This window comes from Luteibacter sp. HA06, from assembly GCF_054061215.1.
The window spans coordinates 2,134,375-2,151,815 of record NZ_JBSSDZ010000001.1; the positions used below are offsets into that span (position 1 = coordinate 2,134,375).

Consider the following 17,441-nt stretch of genomic DNA (forward strand, 5'->3'; position numbering starts at 1 on the left):
TATAAAGCGGACTATATAGCGAAATATCGAGGCTACAAGATGGGCAGGCGGGTGGCCTGTAGATTCCGGTCATCCATTTGGAGGGACCGGCTCCGGAGACTAGACTGCTTCGGTCCTCCGGATCGGTACAGACATGCTTCAGTACGAAGGCTCCCTGTGGCTCTCCGACGGCGCGCGACGCTGGGGAGGGGTGGACCGCGTCGAACTGCTCTACCAGATCGGCCAGACCGGCTCGATCACTGCCGCCGCGAAGGCGGTGGGCATGAGCTATAAGGGCGCGTGGGACGCGGTCGAAGCCATGAACAACCTCGCCGGCGAGCCCCTCGTGTTGCGTGCCACGGGCGGCAAGGGCGGCGGCGGCGCGAGCCTTACCTCACGTGCCGAGCGCCTTATCGCCTCGTTCCGCAGTATCGAGTCCGCTCATCGCCTCTTCGTCGACCACCTGGCATCGCTCGGGGACGAGGCTACCCATGACATCCATCTTTTGAGGCACCTGACTATGCGAACCAGTGCGCGGAACCAGCTTGCCGGCGTCGTCGATCACGTCCAGCAGGGCGCCGTCAACGACAGTATTGCCATCCGAACCACGGGCGGTGCCACCCTCATCGCGACCGTGACCCGCGAGAGCAGCGACAGCCTGGGCCTGGCTCCAGGCCGTCCGGTCATCGCGCTTATCAAAGCGAGCTGGGTGATGCTTGGGCTACCGGGTGGAGGGCGCCTGTCTGCGTCGAACCAGCTGCCTGGCAAGGTGGACCGCATCCATCCGGGCGCGGTGAATACCGAGGTGACGGTAGCGATCGAAGGGGGCGGGACGATTACCTCGATCATCACGAAGGACAGTGTCGAGAACCTCGGTCTTGTCGAGGGAATGGACGTGCTGGCGATCTTCGATGCCGCGTCGGTCATCGTGGGTGTGACGGACTGATCAGCGCTTCGACGTCGCCATACGAACTGCGAGCACACCCAGGACGCTACCCATGAGCCAGCGCTGCATGAGCATCCAGCGGGGGCGGGTGCTCAGGAACAGCGAGATCATCCCTGCAAGAAACACGATCGTCGCATTGAACGTGACGCTGATGGCGATCTGGGTGAAGCCGAGCCATAGCGACTGGCTGAGCACGTGGCCGAGCTTCGGTTGAATGAAGGGCGGTAGCAGCGAGAGATACATGACCGCCGCTTTGGGATTGAGCAGGTTGGTCAGGAAGCCCATCAGCACGAGGCGCCGTGGGCTGTCCGGCGCGAGCTCCCGCACCTGGAACGGGGAGCGGCCGCCAGGCTTCAGCGCCTGGAAGGCCAACCAGGCGAGATACAGCGCGCCGGCGATGCGCAGCGCGTCGTAGGCCAGCGGCACCGTCGATAGCAGGGCGGTGATTCCCATGGCTGAGAACAGCATGTACACAAGAAAGCCGATGCAGGTGCCGATCAGCGAGACCAGCGCGGCGTTCCTGCCCTGGCTGAGCGCCCGCGAGATTAAATAGACCATGTTCGGGCCTGGCGTCAGCGCAAGGCCGGCGCACACGAGCGAAAAGGCGATCCAGGCGGACGTTGCGGGCACGGGAAGCTCCGGTCTTCGGGTAGCCGTAAATCTTCCGGCGTCGGCGCCGGGTTATCAATAGCCGCTCGGCCATGACAGTCATGGCGGGATGTCGCCAATCGCCGCAAATTATGGGTACGATGGCCACCCAAACGCTCCAGGAGGGTTCGCGTTGAAGACCAGTCTCGAACGAACGGTGTGCGCGATGTCGCTCGCCCTGTTTTGCCTGGCGCTCAGCACAGTTTCGGCACAAACGCGTGCCGACACGAGCGACGACACGGCCAGGGCGGAGCTTCGCAAAGTGGTCACGGGTTGCGCGGAAGGCCTCGAGCGGTTTCTTCCAGGTGACTATTACTTCTGCGCCGCCGCGCGCGACATGGGGGAGGGTCACGATTCACTGAGCCGGGATCGTCTGCGTGACGCCGCCCATTGGGCTAGCAAGCCGGCCCAGTACGTGTTGGGGCTGATGTCCTTCCACGGCGACGAAGTCCCTCTGGACAGGCCGCTGGGTATTGCCTGGCTGGCGTTGGCGGCGGAGCGTCATGATCACCGGTTCGAGGGTGCCTTTGCCGAGGCGTATGCGAGCGCTTCCCCCGAGGAACGTGCCCAGGCCAACATCTATTGGCGGAAGATGCGTGAGGAATATGGCGACCGCGTAGCCGGTCGCCGCGCAAAGCGCCGTTTCGAAGGCGCGATGCACGACGTCTCCGCGATGGCGCAGCACGGCGGTATGGTCGAGATCACCGGGATGGGTCCGATGGATCAGTTCGCCTTTGTGCGGAAGATGGACGACAAGAGCGAGGAGTTCTTCCGTGGTCTTGACGGCACGGTGACCGTGGGCGAGGGACAGATGTCGCTGGTGCCGGTAGGTAAGCTTGCCGACCGTGCTGGCACCGGGGCCGACAAATAACCCTGTAGGCAGGCCTGTCGCGCGGGGCGGTGGCTGCCCGCCCTCGACCGGCCAGACGTGCGAAAATGGCCGGCCAAGCCGCCCGACCGCCATTCCGCATGATCCGACTCACCGACATCAAGCTTCCCCTCGACCACGCTGAAGGCGCTATCGAGGCGGCCATCCGCGCCAGGCTGGGGCTTGGCAAGAGCGGAATGCTCGGTTTCTCGGTCTTCCGTCGGGGCCATGACGCCCGCAAGCGCGGCAATATTCAGCTGATCTATACGCTGGACGTGGAAGTGACAGACCAAGCGGCGCTGCTAAAGCGCTACGCCGATGACAAGCACGTCCAGCCGTCCCCGGACACGACTTATAAATTCGTGGCGCAGGCCCCTGCTGACTTGCAGCAACGGCCGATCGTCATCGGCCTCGGACCATGCGGCTTGTTCGCTGGCCTGCTGCTCGCGCAGATGGGTTACCGGCCGATCATCCTGGACCGCGGCAAGGCCGTGCGCGAGCGCACCGTCGACACCTGGGACCTGTGGCGCAAGAAGAAGCTGGATCCCGAGTCGAACGCGCAGTTCGGTGAAGGCGGTGCGGGTACGTTCTCCGATGGCAAGCTGTATAGCCAGATTTCCGACCCGCTGCACCATGGCCGCAAGGTGCTCACCGAGTTCGTGAAGGCCGGCGCACCGGACGAAATCCTCTACGTCAGCAAGCCGCACATCGGCACCTTCCGCCTGGTGACCATGGCGGAAACCATGCGCGAAACGATTGAGTCACTGGGCGGCGAAATTCGCTTTACCCAGCGAGTCGACGACGTATTGGTCGACACCGCTGCCGACGGTTCACGCCAGCTCCGCGGCGTGGTGCTGGCCAGCGGCGAACAGCTGCTGAGCGATCATGTCGTGCTTGCCGTCGGGCACAGCGCGCGCGATACCTTCTTCATGCTGCACGACCGCGGCGTTTACATGGAAGCCAAGCCGTTCTCCATCGGCTTCCGTGTGGAGCATCCGCAGTCGATCATCGACCAGGCGCGCTTTGGAGCGCAGGCGGGACACGAGCTTCTCGGCGCCGCCGATTACAAGCTCGTGCACCACTGCAAGAACGGTCGCTCGGTATATAGCTTCTGCATGTGCCCAGGCGGTACCGTGGTGGCAGCCACGTCCGAACCGGAGCGCGTGGTGACGAACGGCATGAGCCAGTACTCGCGTAACGAACGCAACGCGAATGCGGCCATCGTGGTGGGTATCGAGCCGGAAGACTTTGCCGCCTTCGACGACAGCGGCAGCCCGCTCGCCGGCATCGCACTGCAGCGAGACCTCGAATCGCGTGCGTATCAACTCGGTGGCCGCGATTACAGTGCACCGGCGCAGCTGGTGGGCGATTTCATCAAGGGCAAGGCGTCCGCCGAATTCGGCAGCGTCCAGCCTTCGTATAAGCCGGGCGTGCGCTTGACCGACCTCGCGCCATCCCTGCCTCAATACGCGATCGACGCGATCCGTGAAGCCCTGCCGGCGTTCGATCGCAAGATCAAGGGCTACAGCATGAACGACGCGATCCTCACCGGCGTGGAGACCCGTACGTCTTCACCGGTGCGCATCCGCCGCAACGAGGAGTTCCAGAGCCTCAACACACGTGGACTGTATCCCGCGGGCGAGGGTGCGGGTTATGCGGGCGGGATTCTTTCCGCCGCGGTGGATGGCATTCGTGTTGCGGAGGCCGTTGCGCGGAGTATCAACAGGATCGGTTGATCAGGACTTGCCTGCGTGATCGCCGTACTCCCAGTCAAAGGGAACGCCGGCATCGCCAAGGATGAACCTGATCATCTCAGGGTAGCCAGCCTCGGCGCGGACGTCGTTGGAAAGGAGGACAGCACATCGCTGGGTTTTCTCCAGGCAAACGACGGTGTTCGCGGTTTGCTCGTCGTGTCCACCCTTGAAGAACCCGTGACCTTGCGGCCCGTCGAACACGATGACGCCCAGTCCTGCATACAGGTCCTTCCGTTGCTCGCTTACCGGAATCGAAGGTGCAAAGTTGGGAAACTGATGCGCGGTGGTGATCTTCAGTTGCGGCTTGGTCATCTCCGCGCGAGAGGCTTTGCTGAGGCCATCGCCGCGCACGAGCGCGGCAACGAACTTCGACAGGTCCGAAATCGTTGTATCCATGGATCCGGCGACGCGCACCTTGCTGCGGGAATCGTGCTCCTTCGGCTCGCCTCGATCATTCCAGCCGTCGGCAAGGTTCGGCGCAAAGTCCTCTCGCCACATGAGACGGGTACGCGACATACCCAGCCGCGTGAAGGTGGCTGTGGTCAGAGTATCCACCTCGATGCCAAGCCCCTGGGACGCCTTACCGTTTTCGATGGCGAACTGCAGGAGACTGAGGCCTTCGCCGGAATAGCTGAACTGCGTGCCTGGGTCGAAGTGGATATGCAGCTTCTGGTCCGGTTCGATGAACCAGAAGTTCGCGAAGCCGGTGGAGTGGGTCAGCGACATGCGGGGAGTGATCTTCTCCCAGCGCGGGTCGTTGGCGAGATCGGTATAGGGGCCGTACTTGCCGATGAACTTTTCGTCCTTATGGGCGCCGTAATCGATGAGCGGTTTGTCGAGATCGTCCTTGATCGGTGTGTCGAGTTTGAGCGCACCCCGGTCGACCAATTGCATCACGTGATAGCTGAAAACCATCTTCGTGAGTGACGCGCCGTACATCACTGTGTCCGTGGTGAGGCGGTCACGGTGCGCGTTACGTATCCCATAGGCTTGCACATAGGTGACTGCGCCGTGGTCGATGACGGCGATGGCCAGGCCGTTGGCGTGTGTGCGAGCCATGAGTTCCTTCACGTGTGCGTCGATCGCACCCGGGATGGGAAGCACGACAGCCGCCGGGCTGGCGGCGAGGTTTGCGGACATCAACATAAAGAGCGTCGAGACTAGTGCGCGCTTCATCAATGGCAACCCCGTGGTGGATTGGCCAGCAGCATGGGGCAAGGAGTAGTCGGGCGCAATTACCTGCGTAATGGTCAAGGAGGCGGGAATTATTGCGCCGGAGGGGGCAAGGCCGATGGGAAGCCGAAGCTCAGACTGGAGAAAACAGTCTCATAATCGGTTTCAGCCGACGGTGGTTGGGGCCTGGTCCAGATGACATTCACAAGCCACGTCCCGCTGTTGGGCATCGTAAAAACCGCCCGACCCGAAGCGTCCGTCACGTGCGTCTCGAATGGTGTCGCGTCGTTCTCCAGTCGGGTCAATTTTACTAGTGCGCCAGGTAGTGGGTGGCCTTCGTAAATCACCCGAACTGGCAGCGTCGCCGACCGGGGCTGGGCGTACGGACTTTGCTCGGGAACGATCTCAAGCGGGAGGCCCAGCGGCCGCGTGATCTGCGCTTGTGAGCTTGCGCCGGCTGGGCCGGCCTGCATGATCGCCTTGGCACATCGGCTATAGCTTTCCGACTCGTCGGCATCCATGCGCTTCAGTCGCGTACGCTGCGCGATAGCCGGGGTAAGTCCTTCGACCTGCAGGTAGTCGTTGAACCGAAGCGCAGGGAGATGCGTCTGCGCCTTGTCATCGGTTTGCAGTACGACCATGTATGTGCCGGCGGCTGGAAGCGCGATATCACCGTCCTTTTGCGCTTCGCCTAACTGCAACCTGCCTCGCAAGTCCTCCGCCGCGCCATCCGGCCCGATGACGTCGAACCGCAGGACCCTCCGCAGAGTGATCGGCGAGCGTTGCCGGGCCGGCCCGTGCCCGACCTGGATCGTCATCGGGACGACGGCTCTCGGCTGCACCCAGTAAGCGCCCGGTTGGACCCAGAAATCGTGGGCATGGACGACGGAGGTGCTGCACAGGGCAAGCAGCAGCAAGGCCGTCACGCGACCTTTTGAAATGTGCATGGCGATTCCTATTCCAGGTGATCGGGCATGTAGCCCGGCGTTACCGGCAGAAACGGAAGAACCGCGGCGAGCAGCGCAATGGCGATCAGCCAGCTCGATGCGACCTTGACGGCGATCGAGGCTCGTCGCGCGACGAGCCAGGAAGCGGGCAGCACCAGAAGAGTCCAGGGAACCGCCTTGACGAGGTCGAGTGGTGAGCCCGACAGGTCGACGACTGCGCTGGCCCACATGGCCGCGTTGAAAGACAGAGCAAGCGTGCCGGGCATGCCCAGGCCACGAGGTAGGTGGACGAGGGCGGCGGTCACTGCGACGCTGATCCAACATCCCAGGAAGGCCGTCTCGAGCCAGTCGCGCGGAACGGTCACGAATGACAACGCGGCCAGTGTCGCGACTAAGAGCAAGAGGCTCCATGCCCTCGCACGAGCCGGCGCGAACGCGAGTGCCAGCCCAAGCGCCGCGAACAGCAGGGCAGGCGGGAGCGCTCCGCCTCTCAAGGTACAAGCGCCTTGTAGAGGAACCAGACACCAATGACCGCGATGATCCCGCCAGCACTACGCGTCATCACCAGTCCGCCTGGCCGGTCGTTAAGCGTTCCGATCCCGATACCCAGAACGTGCAGGAGCCCTGTCGCCAGTACAAATCCTACGCTGTAGCCGACGGGATCGGCGGCTGACGGTAGCTCGATACCGTGAGCGTAGCCATGGAAGAGCGCAAAGGCGGCAACGATGATGGAGGCGACCCACACCGGCGCTTTGACCGCAAAGGCGATGCAAGCCCCCAATACGAGCACCGAGAGCGCTATGCCGATTTCCACGGGGGGCCAAGCGCAGTCCGATCATCGCCAGAACAGCACCGCCGGCCATGACGGCGGGGAAGATCACCGGCAGGAGATAGATCAGGGGCCGCCCGAGGAATGCGCCCCACAGTCCGACGGAGACCATGGCCAGGAGGTGATCTAGCCCGCTGAACGGATGCCTGAAGCCCGAGGCGAAACCGCCCGGTAGTCCGGTACCGGTATGCGCGTCCGCCTGACCACAGAGCAGCGCCAGGGAGACCAGCGTGGTGATCAGCAGCGTGGTCGTGAACTTCAATGATCGATGCCGTGTGGATCCGGTGGTGCCAGGAAGGGGAAGACAGTCGCGGAGGGCGGATGCTCGTCACCGCTGAGACCATCCCAGTGGATGCCGTCGGTGCGTCCGTCGACGAGGAGCGACCTCCACTGGTTCGGCGTGTCGTAGACCGGTGAGCGGCCCCCGCAATCCCGTTCGAATTCCTTGCGGCCGGCAAGGCTGGCGAGTTCGACGGCGAAGAACTGGGTACAGACCTGCGATGCGCTGTTTACCCATAGGCGGTCGTCCGCGAAGACGCGTGCGAGTGCGCTGTAGCGTGTCGACGACCCTGCATCCTTGCCGGCCAGTAGCTGGTTGCCGCACTTGCCGTCCAGGCTGTCCTGCATGGCCAGGCCCTTCTCGATCATCGGCGCGAACGACCCCGATGTAGCGGGCGTCGCTGCGTCGAAGCGGTCCCGGATGTCGGCGCTTGGCTGGTCGGTCGAGAAAGGCGAGGCGCCTAGCAGCGTGTTGCCGACGTAGGGACGTGCCATGCGGTCGATCTGTCGTGTGGGTGACGCCGTGGAGCCCCAGACCGCCAGGAGGTTACCTCCCTTGTTGACGACATCCAGGTCCAGCGAGATGACGATTGCGGAGGCCGTCCAGTTGGCCAGGAGATTGGTTGCAGGGCCACCGTCGGTGTGTCGCCATTGTTCCGCGACCTGCTTCGCGGCCGACGGATCGAGCTGCGCGCATCCCGCCTTGTCGACGACCGCACCGGCTTTAACGGCCGCGGCCTGCGCGCCATAGGCGCCGAGGGACCCCTTGACGTTGTTGTAGAACGGATCGTCCCGCAGTCCGGCGAAAACGCGGAACCGATGATTCTTCCCCTCGAGGCCCGCGGGGCCGGTTGCGTCACCGTGGGCCGAATCTGCTTCGCCCACCTGGCAATCGGCAACCTTGGGTCCCGGGAAACGACAGACGATCAATGTCGAGGCGGTCGTCTGGCCGAACACCTTGCCACTGTCGACATGAAACGCGTAGGTGATCCTGTCGGAGAAGCTGTGGCCGACGATGGTCATGACCAGGTTGAGCCGGTTGTCGGCTGCCGTCCAGGCGTAAATATCTGCGATGTCCGCCTGCGGATTGGCCACCATCGCTGGGGAATCGAAATGGTCCGACGCCCATGTTTCTTTCGTTCCGCCGAGGGATAACGCCACGACAAGTGCAGCGGCCGCGAATCCCGCGGCCGGGAAGTTCGATGACTGAAGCATCGTCCTCACTCCTGCTTGTGGTGACAACGGGACCGATATCCCGCGTCATCCGGCAGATGCTAGGCCTGCGCGCTGTCGAAAAACATAAAACCAAGGTATGACCGGTCGCAACCTATCCCGTCGTTACGGGCTGAGCGGCCTGACCCAGATATTGCGGAAGCTGATGGGTTGGGAGTGGTCGCCATGCGCCTGAAGCTTGATCGGCGCGTCCGTATACGCCTTGTACTTCGGCTTTCCAATGTAGAAGGTCTCGCCGGTAAGTTCGGTGTGGTTCTGCACGAGCACGCCGTTGTGGAACAGGGTGACGTACGCCGGCGATTTCACCGAACCATCGGCAGCAAAAACCGGCGCCGTCCAGACGATGTCGTAACGCTGCCATTCGCCAGGGCGACGTGCCGCATTGACCAGGGGTGCTGCCTGTTTGTAGACACTCGCAGCCTGTCCGTTGACGTAAGTCTTGTTTTCCCATGAGTCCATGATCTGGATTTCATAGCCTTCATCGCCCGGTCCCGTGGAGGCGAGGAAGACACCGCTGTTTCCTCGCGCCTGGCCTTCGCCGGTGATGTCCTTCGGTATCTGCCACTCCAGGTGCAACTGGTAACTGCGGAAACGCTGCCGGGTCTGAATGTTGCCGGCGGTCTTGTCCACGGTGAGCACGCCGTCATGCACCTTCCATCGTGCGGGAGAGTGATCCGCCGATGCTTCCCAGCCGGCGAGATCGCGGCCATCGAAGAGGACGATCGCGTCGGAGGGCGGTGCATCCTGTGTTGCGCCTGAAGCGACGACACGGGGCACCGGTTCCCATTGTTCCGTGGCCTTTGGATCGTCCTGCGCCGCTGCACCGGACGATCCTGTCACGGCCGCAGCGACGGTGAAGAGAGCAAGCGTTGCCGAAGTGAAACCGTTCATTCGCATTCCTGGTGTGAGTTCATACCGCGCATATCCTGAAGGCTTCAGCAAACGAATCGAAAGGATCGGAACGGGACGGCATGAACTCATGCGCGATAAAGCCCTGGTAGTTCAGATCTGCGATGGCGGTGGCAATGGCGCGATAGTTGAGCTCCTGCGTGCCGTCGATTTCGTGTCGGCCGGGGACGCCGCCGGTGTGGAAATGGCCGATCCACTGGATGTTGTCGCGGATGGTGCGGATCACGTCGCCTTCCATGATCTGCATATGGTAGATGTCGTAGAGCAGCTTGACGCTGGGGGAGTTGATGCCCTTGGCCACCGCCACGCCGAACGCCGTGCTGTCACCCTGGTAGCCATGGTGATCCACCTTGCTGTTGAGCAACTCGACGCACAGCGTGATGCCGTTTTCAGCCGCGTAGGGTGCAATTTTCGAGAGACCGGCGACGCAGTTGTCGATGGCCTGCTGGTTGTCGATGCCCGCCTTGCGGTTGCCGAACATGGTGATCACGTTGGTCACGCCGGCACGCTTTGCCAGCGGAATCGTGGTCTCGATCTCCTTGATGAGCGTGGCGTGGTTAGCGGGATCGTTGAAGCCCATGGTGATGAAGTTATCCCGTTTAGCCGGGTAACCCATCGAAACGGTCATGCCGTTGTCCGCCACTACGGCCCATTCGTCCGCGTAGAGCAGGTCGACGCCCGTGAATCCGATGGTCTTCAGGCGCTTGCAGAGCTCGGGGAGAGGTGCCTTGGATGTCCAACGGCTCAGCGACTGCTTGAGCCGTCCGCCCGAGGCTGGCGCCGTCGCCTTGCCGCTGGCGGTCATGGCGGAAGCGAGCAGGGGCGCGGCGCCTGCCAGTGCCGCAGCGGTGGCGAGGCGCCCCAGCGCGCTACGGCGGCCGATATCGGTGCTGTCGTCAGCTACGTTCATTCGAGCCCCAGGATCTGGCGGTTGAAGGCGCGATCGCTGCCCGACGAGGCGAAATCGTCGAAGGCACGTTCGGTGACCTGGATGATGTGGTCGCGGATGAAGGGTGCGCCTTCCCGGGCACCCTGCTGCGCATCCTTGATGCAGCACTCCCACTCGAGCACGGCCCAGCCCGGGTAATCGTATTGCGCGAGCTTGCTGAAGATCGCGCCGAAATCTATCTGGCCGTCGCCAAGCGAACGGAAACGCCCGGGACGATCGATCCAGCTCTGATAGCCGCCATAAACGCCCGAGCGCCCGTTGGGCCGGAATTCGGCGTCCTTGACGTGGAAAGCACGGATGCGCCCGTGGTAGTTATCAATGAACTGCAGGTAGTCCATCTGCTGCAGCACCATGTGGCTTGGATCGAAGAGAATGTTGGCGCGTGGATGGTGGTCGACCGCATCGAGGAAGCGCTCGAAGGTGGCACCGTCGTGCAGGTCTTCCCCGGGGTGTAGCTCATAGCAGACATCGACGCCCGCTTCGTCGAACGCATCAAGGATCGGTGTCCAACGCCTGGCGAGTTCCTTGAACGCCTCTTCGATGAGCCCTGCCGGACGCTGGGGCCACGGATAGAAAAGCTGCCAGGCCAGTGCGCCGGAGAAGGTCGCGTGCGCCGTCAGGCCAAGGTTCCTGCTCGCCGTGGCGGCGAGCTTGAGTTGCTGCACCGCCCACGCCTGCCGCTCCTGCGTATGGCCGCGCAGGGCCGGCGGCGCGAAGCCATCGAACAGGCGATCGTAAGCGGGGTGCGATGCGACCAGCTGCCCTTGCAGGTGTGTGGAAAGTTCCGTGACCGCCAGGCCGTGTTCGGCGAGCATGCCCGTGATGTCGTCGCAGTAGGTCTTGCTCGCCGCTGCCTGCTCGAGATCGAACAAGCGACTGTCATTGGATGGGATCTGCACGCCGACAAAGCCGAGCGATGACGCCCAGCGCGCGATGTCGGGCAGGGAATTGAACGGCGCCTCGTCCGATGCGAACTGGGCGAGGAAGATGCCTGGACCCTTGAGTGTCTTCATGTCAGATCTTCAGTTCGGTCTCGACCGCCCACGCGCGGCCATTGCCTGCCTGGGACAACGGAATGTCGGCTTTCCAGGCTGCGGGAACCGGGTCGTACTGGAGCACCTGCGTGCAGCCCGGCTGCGAAAGGAAGAAGCCGAGCATCGTCAGCTTCTTGGTCATCAGCACGAAGTCGGCCGTCGGCGACAGCTTGCCGCCACGGGGCACGGCCAGCGCCTCGGTATGCAACCGGGCTACCAGGGCCTTGCGCTGTGTGTCGTTCATTTGCATGAAGGGTTTGCCGCCCGCCTTGTCGAAGGCCGACAGGGCGGCAACGTAGCGCGACTGGTCGGTGCTGTTGTAGACGGCCTTGAACAGCTGGTCGATGAACAGGGGTACGCCCGCGTCGACCGCTCCCGGCGTATCGGTGCGTGGGATGACGATGTCCGACACGGCACCGACCAGGCTGTATTGCGCCGGATTGAAGAACTGGGGCTTCGCATCGGGTTTCTGCGACGCGGCGTGCGCGTCGAAGACCATCAGCAGCGACGGGCCCGCGATGGCACCGACCGCCAACGCCGACATGCTTTTCAACCATTCGCGACGATTCATGGGCGATCCTCAGATGTTGCCGCGCTTGAGTTCTTCCACGGCGTGGTTGGCCGCACGTGCGGTCAGCGCCATGTAAGTGAGGGACGGGTTCTGGCAGGCGGACGAAGTCATCGACGAACCGTCGGTCACGAAAACGTTCTTGCAGGCGTGCATCTGGTTCCAGCCGTTGAGTACCGACGTCTTAGGATCGCGGCCCATGCGCGCCGTACCCATTTCATGAATGCCGGCGCCGACGTTCGCCTTCATCGTGAAGGAGTTGACGTTGCGATAGCCCGCGCCGCTAAGCATCTCGACCGCGTCGGCGATGATCGCCTTGCCCATCATGATTTCGTTTTCCTGGTGCGCGGCATCGAAATTCAGGACTGGCAGGCCGTACTTGTCCTTGTGGTTACGATCCAGCGTCACGAAATTCTTGTGGGAGGGCAGCATCTCGCCGAAGCCCATCATCGACACGTACCAGGGTCCGGGATTCTGTGCCGCGCGCTTGAGCTCTTCACCCAGTGCATCCTCGTTGACCAGGCGTGTCCAGTCCTGGCGACCCGCGCCGCCCTGAAAGCCAAAGCCGCGCAGGTAGTTCTGCTTGTCGGTACCGACGTTGCGATATCGCGGAATATAGAAGCCATTGGGGCGTCGGCCGGAGTAGTACCGATCTTCATGGCCCTCGACCATGGCGCGCGCGCCGGTACCGAACAGGTGATCCATGATGTTGTGGCCGAGCTCGCCGCTGTCGTTGCCGAAGCCGTTGGGGAAACGGCTCGAGGTCGAGTTCATGAGCAGGTGCGCCGTACCGAAGGTGGACGCGCACACGAAGATTACCTTGGCGAAATACTCGGTCTGGTGGCCGGTCTCTGCGTCGAGGACACGGATGCCGGTGGCCTTCGCCTTGTCGTTGTCGTAGATCAGCTCGTAAACGATGGCGTTGGTCACCATGGTCATGTTGCCCGTGCGCTCGGCGGAGGGCAGGGTGGACGAGTTACTGCTGAAATACCCGCCGAACGGGCAGCCACGCATACACAGATTGCGATACTGGCAGGTGCCGCGTTGCGGGCTCTGGTCGTGTTTCAGCGGCGCAGAGAGGTTGGCGGTGCGGCCGATGATCAGCTTGCGATTGAACTTGCTGTCCAGCTTGCCCTGGAAATCCTTCTCGACGCAGTTGAGTTCCATGGGCGGAAGGAAGTCGCCGTCCGGCAACTGGGCAAGATGGTCGGTATTGCCGCTGACGCCGATGAAGTGCTCCACGTGGTCGTACCAGGGAGCGAGGTCGTCATAGCGGATGGGCCAATCCACGCCCACGCCTTCCTTGCCGTTCGCCTCGAAGTCCATCTGGCTGAAACGATAGCTCTGCCGGCCCCACATCAGGGAGCGCCCGCCGACGTGGTAGCCACGGAACCAGTCGAACGGCTTGGTTTCTTCGTACGGATTGTCGATGTCGTCGGCGAACCAGTGCTTGGTGGACTGGGTAATGCCGTAGAACGAGGGACGCGTATGCTTCGGCCACCGCGCGATGTCTTCCTGCGTTGGCTCATCACCGTAGGGCAGCTCCCACGGCGCCTTCATGGCGGTGGGATAATCCAGGTGTTTGACCATGGGGCCGCGGTCGAGCACGAGCGTCTTCAGGCCCTTCTCGGTAAGTTCCTTGGCGGCCCAGCCACCGCTGACGCCGGTACCGATGACGATGGCGTCGAATGTGTTCTTTTCCATGCTCTTCCTTCAGCGCAACGGATGCAGATAGGCGTAATCCACGCGGGCCGCGTCGAGCGCGCTCATGCGAGCGTACGGACCCTCCTGTTCGACGAAGCAGTGCTTCAGTCCGGATGCGTCGGCTGCCGCCATGATCGGTTTGTAGTCGAGCTTTCCGCGGCCGAGCTCGGCACCCGGATAATCCTTCTGGTCCCCGCGCAGGAAGTCCTTCGCGTGCATCAAGGGGATGCGACCCGGATTGGCCTTGAAGTAATCGGCCGGGTTCTTGCCGCCGGCAGACACCCAGCCGCAGTCGAGTTCGAACTGCACGAGATGCTTATCCGTTTCCTTCAGGAGGACGTCGTAAAACACCTGGCCGCCGCCAACGTCGGTGAACTCGGCGTGGTGGTTGTGGTACGCGTACTGGAGGCCGGCCTTGCTTGCCTTCTCGCCCAGGCGGTTCGCGTATTCGGCGGTGCGCTTGGCGTCATCGAGCGAATAACCCGGGTCGCCGGATGTCTTCGCTTCCTTCTGCATGATCGACGGCAGCATGCTGCTGACGATGTATTTAGCGCCCAGCGTATGGGCGGCATCGATACCGGCCTCGAAGCCGAGGCCGTCGAAATGCAGGCTCGGACAGGCCAGGCCGGCTTCCTTCAGTTGATCGCGCAGGGTCCCGGCCGTGGTGGTGATGATGGCTTCGACTTCGGTGTAGCCGATCGCCTTGAGGGTCTTGAGGGTGCCGACCGGGTCGGCCTTGTAAGCGTCGAGCACCATGTAGAGCTGGATGCCCAGCCCTTTGGACTTCCCGGCCGCAGCGGCGGCGGCAAAGAGCTTGTCCGGCGCGGCAAGGCCGAGGCCCAATGCGGTGCCACACAGCGCGGAGCGCGCAAGGAACTGCCTGCGATTCATCATGTGTACTTATTCCGGGTCAATGGGTGCCGACAACGGCAGCGGGCGCGGGCGCGGCGGCCTTGCGATCCTTGAAGAGCAGGACGAAAAGGACGAAGACGAAGGCCGCGAACGCGCCGGCGACGAGCCAGATGCCGTGCCAGTCGTGCGATCCGTCGCTGCGTGTGTACGTTTCAACGGCTATGCCGGACAACCACGAACCGACGAACATGCCCAGGCCGTAGGTCAGGAAGGTGATAAGCCCCTGCGTGGCCGCACGCAGGGCGGGCGGCGCTTCGCGGTCGATGTAGATCTGGCCGACGACGAAGAAGAAATCGAAGCAGACGCCGTGCAGGACAATACCGAGCCAGAGCATCCACATCAGCTCGCCGCTGCTGCCATAGGCGAACATGGCGTAACGCACCACCCAGGCAAGCATGCCGACGGCGAGCATCCACTTCACACCCAGGCGCCGGAAGAACCAGGGAATGAGCAGCATGAAGAACAGCTCGGACATCTGCCCGCCGGTCATCTTGCCGGCGGCGTTGACCACGCCGGCCTCGTTGAGGAACAGGTTGGTGAAGGCATAGTAGAACTGCAGCGGAATGCAGATCAGGAACGAGGCGAGGGCGAAAACCGCCATCGAGCGCTCACGCAGCAGGTGAAGTGATTCGAGCGGCAGCACATGGCGCCATTCGAAGCGCGTGTGGCGCGCCAGGGGTGGCGTGGCGGGCAGGGTGAAGCAGTAGCCCGCCATCACCACCGAGAGGCCGGCCGCCAGCAGTAGCGGAGACGCCGTGGCTTCCACGCCCCACGCGCCGACGACCAGGCCGACGACGATCCAGCCGATGCTGCCGAACACCCGGATAGCGCCGAATTCTTCCTGCGGGTCCTTGATATGGCGCATCGCGAGCGACGCGGTGAGGGCCAGGGTCGGCATGTAACAGAGGCTGTATGCCAGCAGCGGCACGTATACACCGGCGAAGCTCGTCTGCTGCGCGGCTACGACGAGCAGGACAGCGCCCACCAGGTGCAGCAGCGTCAGCACCCGGCGCGTATCGAAGAGGCGATCGGCGAGGAGCCCGACAAATAGCGGCGAGATGATCGCGCCGACGGCGGTGGTGCCCGCGACGGCGCCGATTTCCGTGCCGGTGAAATGCAGCGTCTTGCCGAGCCAGGTGCCGACCGTGACGTACCAGGCGCCCCAGATCCCGAACTCGAAAAGCATCATCGTTCTAAGGCGCCATTTCATCCGCGTTTCCTCGTTGTCGGTGTGGTTTCGAGTGGGTCTTCGACCGGCTGCCACAGGCCGCCGGCAGCATGGCTCTTCAGCATCGCGTCGATCACAAGGCTATTGCGATAGCCGTCGGCGAACGTGGGCAGCGCGGGCGGTTTGGCTTCTGGCACCGCACCGCGTCGGATCCACGCATAGGCGTCCGAGATCACATTGCGGAACGCGTCCGCCCAGGCTTCGGGATGACCCGCGGGCAGGTGCGCGTAGCCGCGAGCGGACGGATCCAGGAGCGCGGGGTCGCGCGTAAGCACGGTGTTGGCCTTCGCGTGGTGCCCGATCCAGAGTTCGTTGGGTTGTTCCTGGCGCCACGCCAGTGAGCCTTCGCGGCCGTTGACTTCGAGCCGGAGGTCGTTCTTGTGGCCGGGGAGCACCTGGCCGACGGTGACGCAGCCGCGGGCGCCGTTGTCGAAACGCAGCAGCACGCTTGCCAGATCTTCGCTGGTGATCTGTTGCAGCGTTCCGTCCGGGCCTTCACGGGCAGGCACCACCGTCTCCAGGTCGGCGAGCACCTCGGTGATGCGCGCGCCCGTGACGTGTTCGGCCAGATCGCACCAGTGCGAGCCGATATCCCCGAGCGCGGAACTGGCACCGCCGAGCTTCGGGTCGAGGCGCCACGTGTACGCGTGGTCATCGGTAAGCCAGTCCTGGAGGTAGCATCCGTGAACGAAGACGCTGCGGCCTATCGCGCCTTCGGCGATGGTCGAGCGCGCCTGCTGCACGAGTGGATAGCCGCGGTAGTTGAACGTGACCACATGGGCGAGGTTTGCCTCGCGCGCGGCCTCGTAGAGCTCGCGTGCTTCCAGCATCGTGGCGGCGAGAGGCTTGTCGGATATCACGTGCTTGCCTGCACGCAGCGCCGCCAGCGAAACCTCGCGATGCATGTGGTTCGGCGTGGTGTTGTGCACCACGTGCACGGCGGGGTCAGCCAGCAGGTCGCGGTAATCCGGGTAAGCGCGGCCGGCATTCAATGCTTGCGCGCGTCGGGTCGCGGATTCAAAGCTGGAGCCGGCGATACCCACGATATCCACGTCACCGAGGCGCCGCACGGCATCGAGGTGGTGTGCAGCGATGAAGCCGGGGCCGACGAGTCCCATGCCGAGACTCATCGATATGTGTTCCTGGCGCTTGTCGATAGCGACTGGCTTGCCATGTCATTCCCCCGGCGGCTCTACGCCAACCGAAATGTATTCGATTACATTTACGCAGGACGGAAGCCAGAGGCTTACAAACTGCAAGGATTGGTGATTTCCCCGGGCCTTCCGTGAGTGAAAGACCGTGAACATGCCAAGATATGTATCAGACCGGTGAAGGTCACTGCAACGATTTTATGTAATCGGTTACATTGCGATGCAACATATTGGCGGCGTCACAGGCTGCTATCGTCAGGGTCGCCACGGGCAGGCAAGAGGGCGGAAAACGCGTGAGTGCAGACGGAACTAAATCTAAGCGGACGAGCG

General features: G+C 63.1%; 17 protein-coding genes and 1 pseudogene. 3 read left to right on the top strand and 15 right to left on the bottom strand.

Annotation, left to right across the window (positions count from 1 at the left end; translation table 11 throughout):
- Window positions 1–133 precede the first annotated feature (133 nt).
- Window positions 134–925, top strand: coding sequence for a TOBE domain-containing protein (locus ACVWWJ_RS09765; RefSeq protein ID WP_456967627.1), 792 nt, complete (start codon window positions 134–136; stop codon window positions 923–925).
- Here ACVWWJ_RS09765 and ACVWWJ_RS09770 read toward each other — a convergent pair whose 3' ends face one another.
- The gene (locus ACVWWJ_RS09770) at window positions 926–1,555 is read right to left on the bottom strand and encodes a LysE family translocator (protein WP_456967628.1); all 630 of its coding nucleotides are present in this window, start codon (window positions 1,553–1,555) and stop codon (window positions 926–928) included. It abuts the gene before it with no gap.
- Window positions 1,556–1,706: 151 nt separating this feature from the next.
- Here ACVWWJ_RS09770 and ACVWWJ_RS09775 point away from each other — a divergent pair, with 151 nt between their 5' ends.
- Window positions 1,707–2,444: a hypothetical protein gene (locus tag ACVWWJ_RS09775; RefSeq protein ID WP_456967629.1), complete on the top strand. Its 738-nt coding sequence runs from the start codon at window positions 1,707–1,709 to the stop codon at window positions 2,442–2,444.
- Between the two features lie 98 nt (window positions 2,445–2,542).
- On the top strand, window positions 2,543–4,177 hold the full coding sequence (locus tag ACVWWJ_RS09780) for an NAD(P)/FAD-dependent oxidoreductase (RefSeq protein ID WP_456967630.1): 1,635 nt from the start codon (window positions 2,543–2,545) through the stop codon (window positions 4,175–4,177).
- On the opposite strand, the gene ACVWWJ_RS09785 is transcribed toward ACVWWJ_RS09780, so the two are convergent.
- The 14 genes and pseudogenes from ACVWWJ_RS09785 to ACVWWJ_RS09850 form a co-directional block, all read right to left on the bottom strand.
- Window positions 4,178–5,371 carry a serine hydrolase domain-containing protein gene (locus ACVWWJ_RS09785; RefSeq protein WP_456967631.1) on the bottom strand — a complete coding sequence of 398 codons (1,194 nt, stop codon included), beginning with the start codon at window positions 5,369–5,371 and terminating at the stop codon, window positions 4,178–4,180.
- A gap of 89 nt (window positions 5,372–5,460) precedes the next feature.
- Window positions 5,461–6,294 (bottom strand): DUF4198 domain-containing protein, encoded by an 834-nt coding sequence (locus tag ACVWWJ_RS09790; protein WP_456967632.1) that lies wholly within the window; start codon window positions 6,292–6,294, stop codon window positions 5,461–5,463.
- A 29-nt stretch (window positions 6,295–6,323) separates the two neighbouring features.
- A complete protein-coding gene (locus ACVWWJ_RS09795; protein ID WP_456967633.1) occupies window positions 6,324–6,716 on the bottom strand; it encodes a hypothetical protein in 393 nt (130 codons plus the stop codon).
- Between the two features lie 89 nt (window positions 6,717–6,805).
- Window positions 6,806–7,129, bottom strand: coding sequence for a HupE/UreJ family protein (locus ACVWWJ_RS09800; RefSeq protein WP_456967634.1), 324 nt, complete (start codon window positions 7,127–7,129; stop codon window positions 6,806–6,808).
- A 16-nt stretch (window positions 7,130–7,145) separates the two neighbouring features.
- Window positions 7,146–7,406 (bottom strand): annotated as a pseudogene (locus ACVWWJ_RS09805) (HupE/UreJ family protein); the annotation flags it as partial.
- Entirely contained in the window at window positions 7,403–8,638 is a 1,236-nt protein-coding gene (locus ACVWWJ_RS09810) for a hypothetical protein (protein WP_456967635.1), read from the bottom strand. The pseudogene ACVWWJ_RS09805 and the gene ACVWWJ_RS09810, both read right to left, overlap by 4 nt.
- A 123-nt stretch (window positions 8,639–8,761) precedes the next feature.
- Window positions 8,762–9,547, bottom strand: coding sequence for a 3-keto-disaccharide hydrolase (locus ACVWWJ_RS09815; RefSeq protein ID WP_159894568.1), 786 nt, complete (start codon window positions 9,545–9,547; stop codon window positions 8,762–8,764).
- Window positions 9,548–9,566: 19 nt separating this feature from the next.
- A complete protein-coding gene (locus tag ACVWWJ_RS09820; protein ID WP_456967636.1) occupies window positions 9,567–10,475 on the bottom strand; it encodes a hydroxypyruvate isomerase family protein in 909 nt (302 codons plus the stop codon).
- Window positions 10,472–11,527 carry a sugar phosphate isomerase/epimerase family protein gene (locus tag ACVWWJ_RS09825; RefSeq protein ID WP_456967637.1) on the bottom strand — a complete coding sequence of 352 codons (1,056 nt, stop codon included), beginning with the start codon at window positions 11,525–11,527 and terminating at the stop codon, window positions 10,472–10,474. Before ACVWWJ_RS09825 ends, ACVWWJ_RS09820 begins: the two co-directional genes overlap by 4 nt.
- 1 nt (window position 11,528) lies before the next feature.
- Entirely contained in the window at window positions 11,529–12,119 is a 591-nt protein-coding gene (locus tag ACVWWJ_RS09830) for a gluconate 2-dehydrogenase subunit 3 family protein (protein ID WP_456967639.1), read from the bottom strand.
- Between the two features lie 9 nt (window positions 12,120–12,128).
- Window positions 12,129–13,820: a GMC family oxidoreductase gene (locus ACVWWJ_RS09835; RefSeq protein WP_159894576.1), complete on the bottom strand. Its 1,692-nt coding sequence runs from the start codon at window positions 13,818–13,820 to the stop codon at window positions 12,129–12,131.
- 9 nt (window positions 13,821–13,829) lie between these two features.
- On the bottom strand, window positions 13,830–14,714 hold the full coding sequence (locus ACVWWJ_RS09840) for a sugar phosphate isomerase/epimerase family protein (RefSeq protein WP_456967641.1): 885 nt from the start codon (window positions 14,712–14,714) through the stop codon (window positions 13,830–13,832).
- A 16-nt stretch (window positions 14,715–14,730) separates the two neighbouring features.
- Window positions 14,731–15,942: a nucleoside permease gene (locus tag ACVWWJ_RS09845; protein ID WP_159894580.1), complete on the bottom strand. Its 1,212-nt coding sequence runs from the start codon at window positions 15,940–15,942 to the stop codon at window positions 14,731–14,733.
- Window positions 15,939–17,090 carry a Gfo/Idh/MocA family protein gene (locus tag ACVWWJ_RS09850; RefSeq protein ID WP_456967643.1) on the bottom strand — a complete coding sequence of 384 codons (1,152 nt, stop codon included), beginning with the start codon at window positions 17,088–17,090 and terminating at the stop codon, window positions 15,939–15,941. The genes ACVWWJ_RS09845 and ACVWWJ_RS09850 overlap by 4 nt, the downstream gene beginning before the upstream one ends.
- Window positions 17,091–17,441 lie beyond the last annotated feature (351 nt).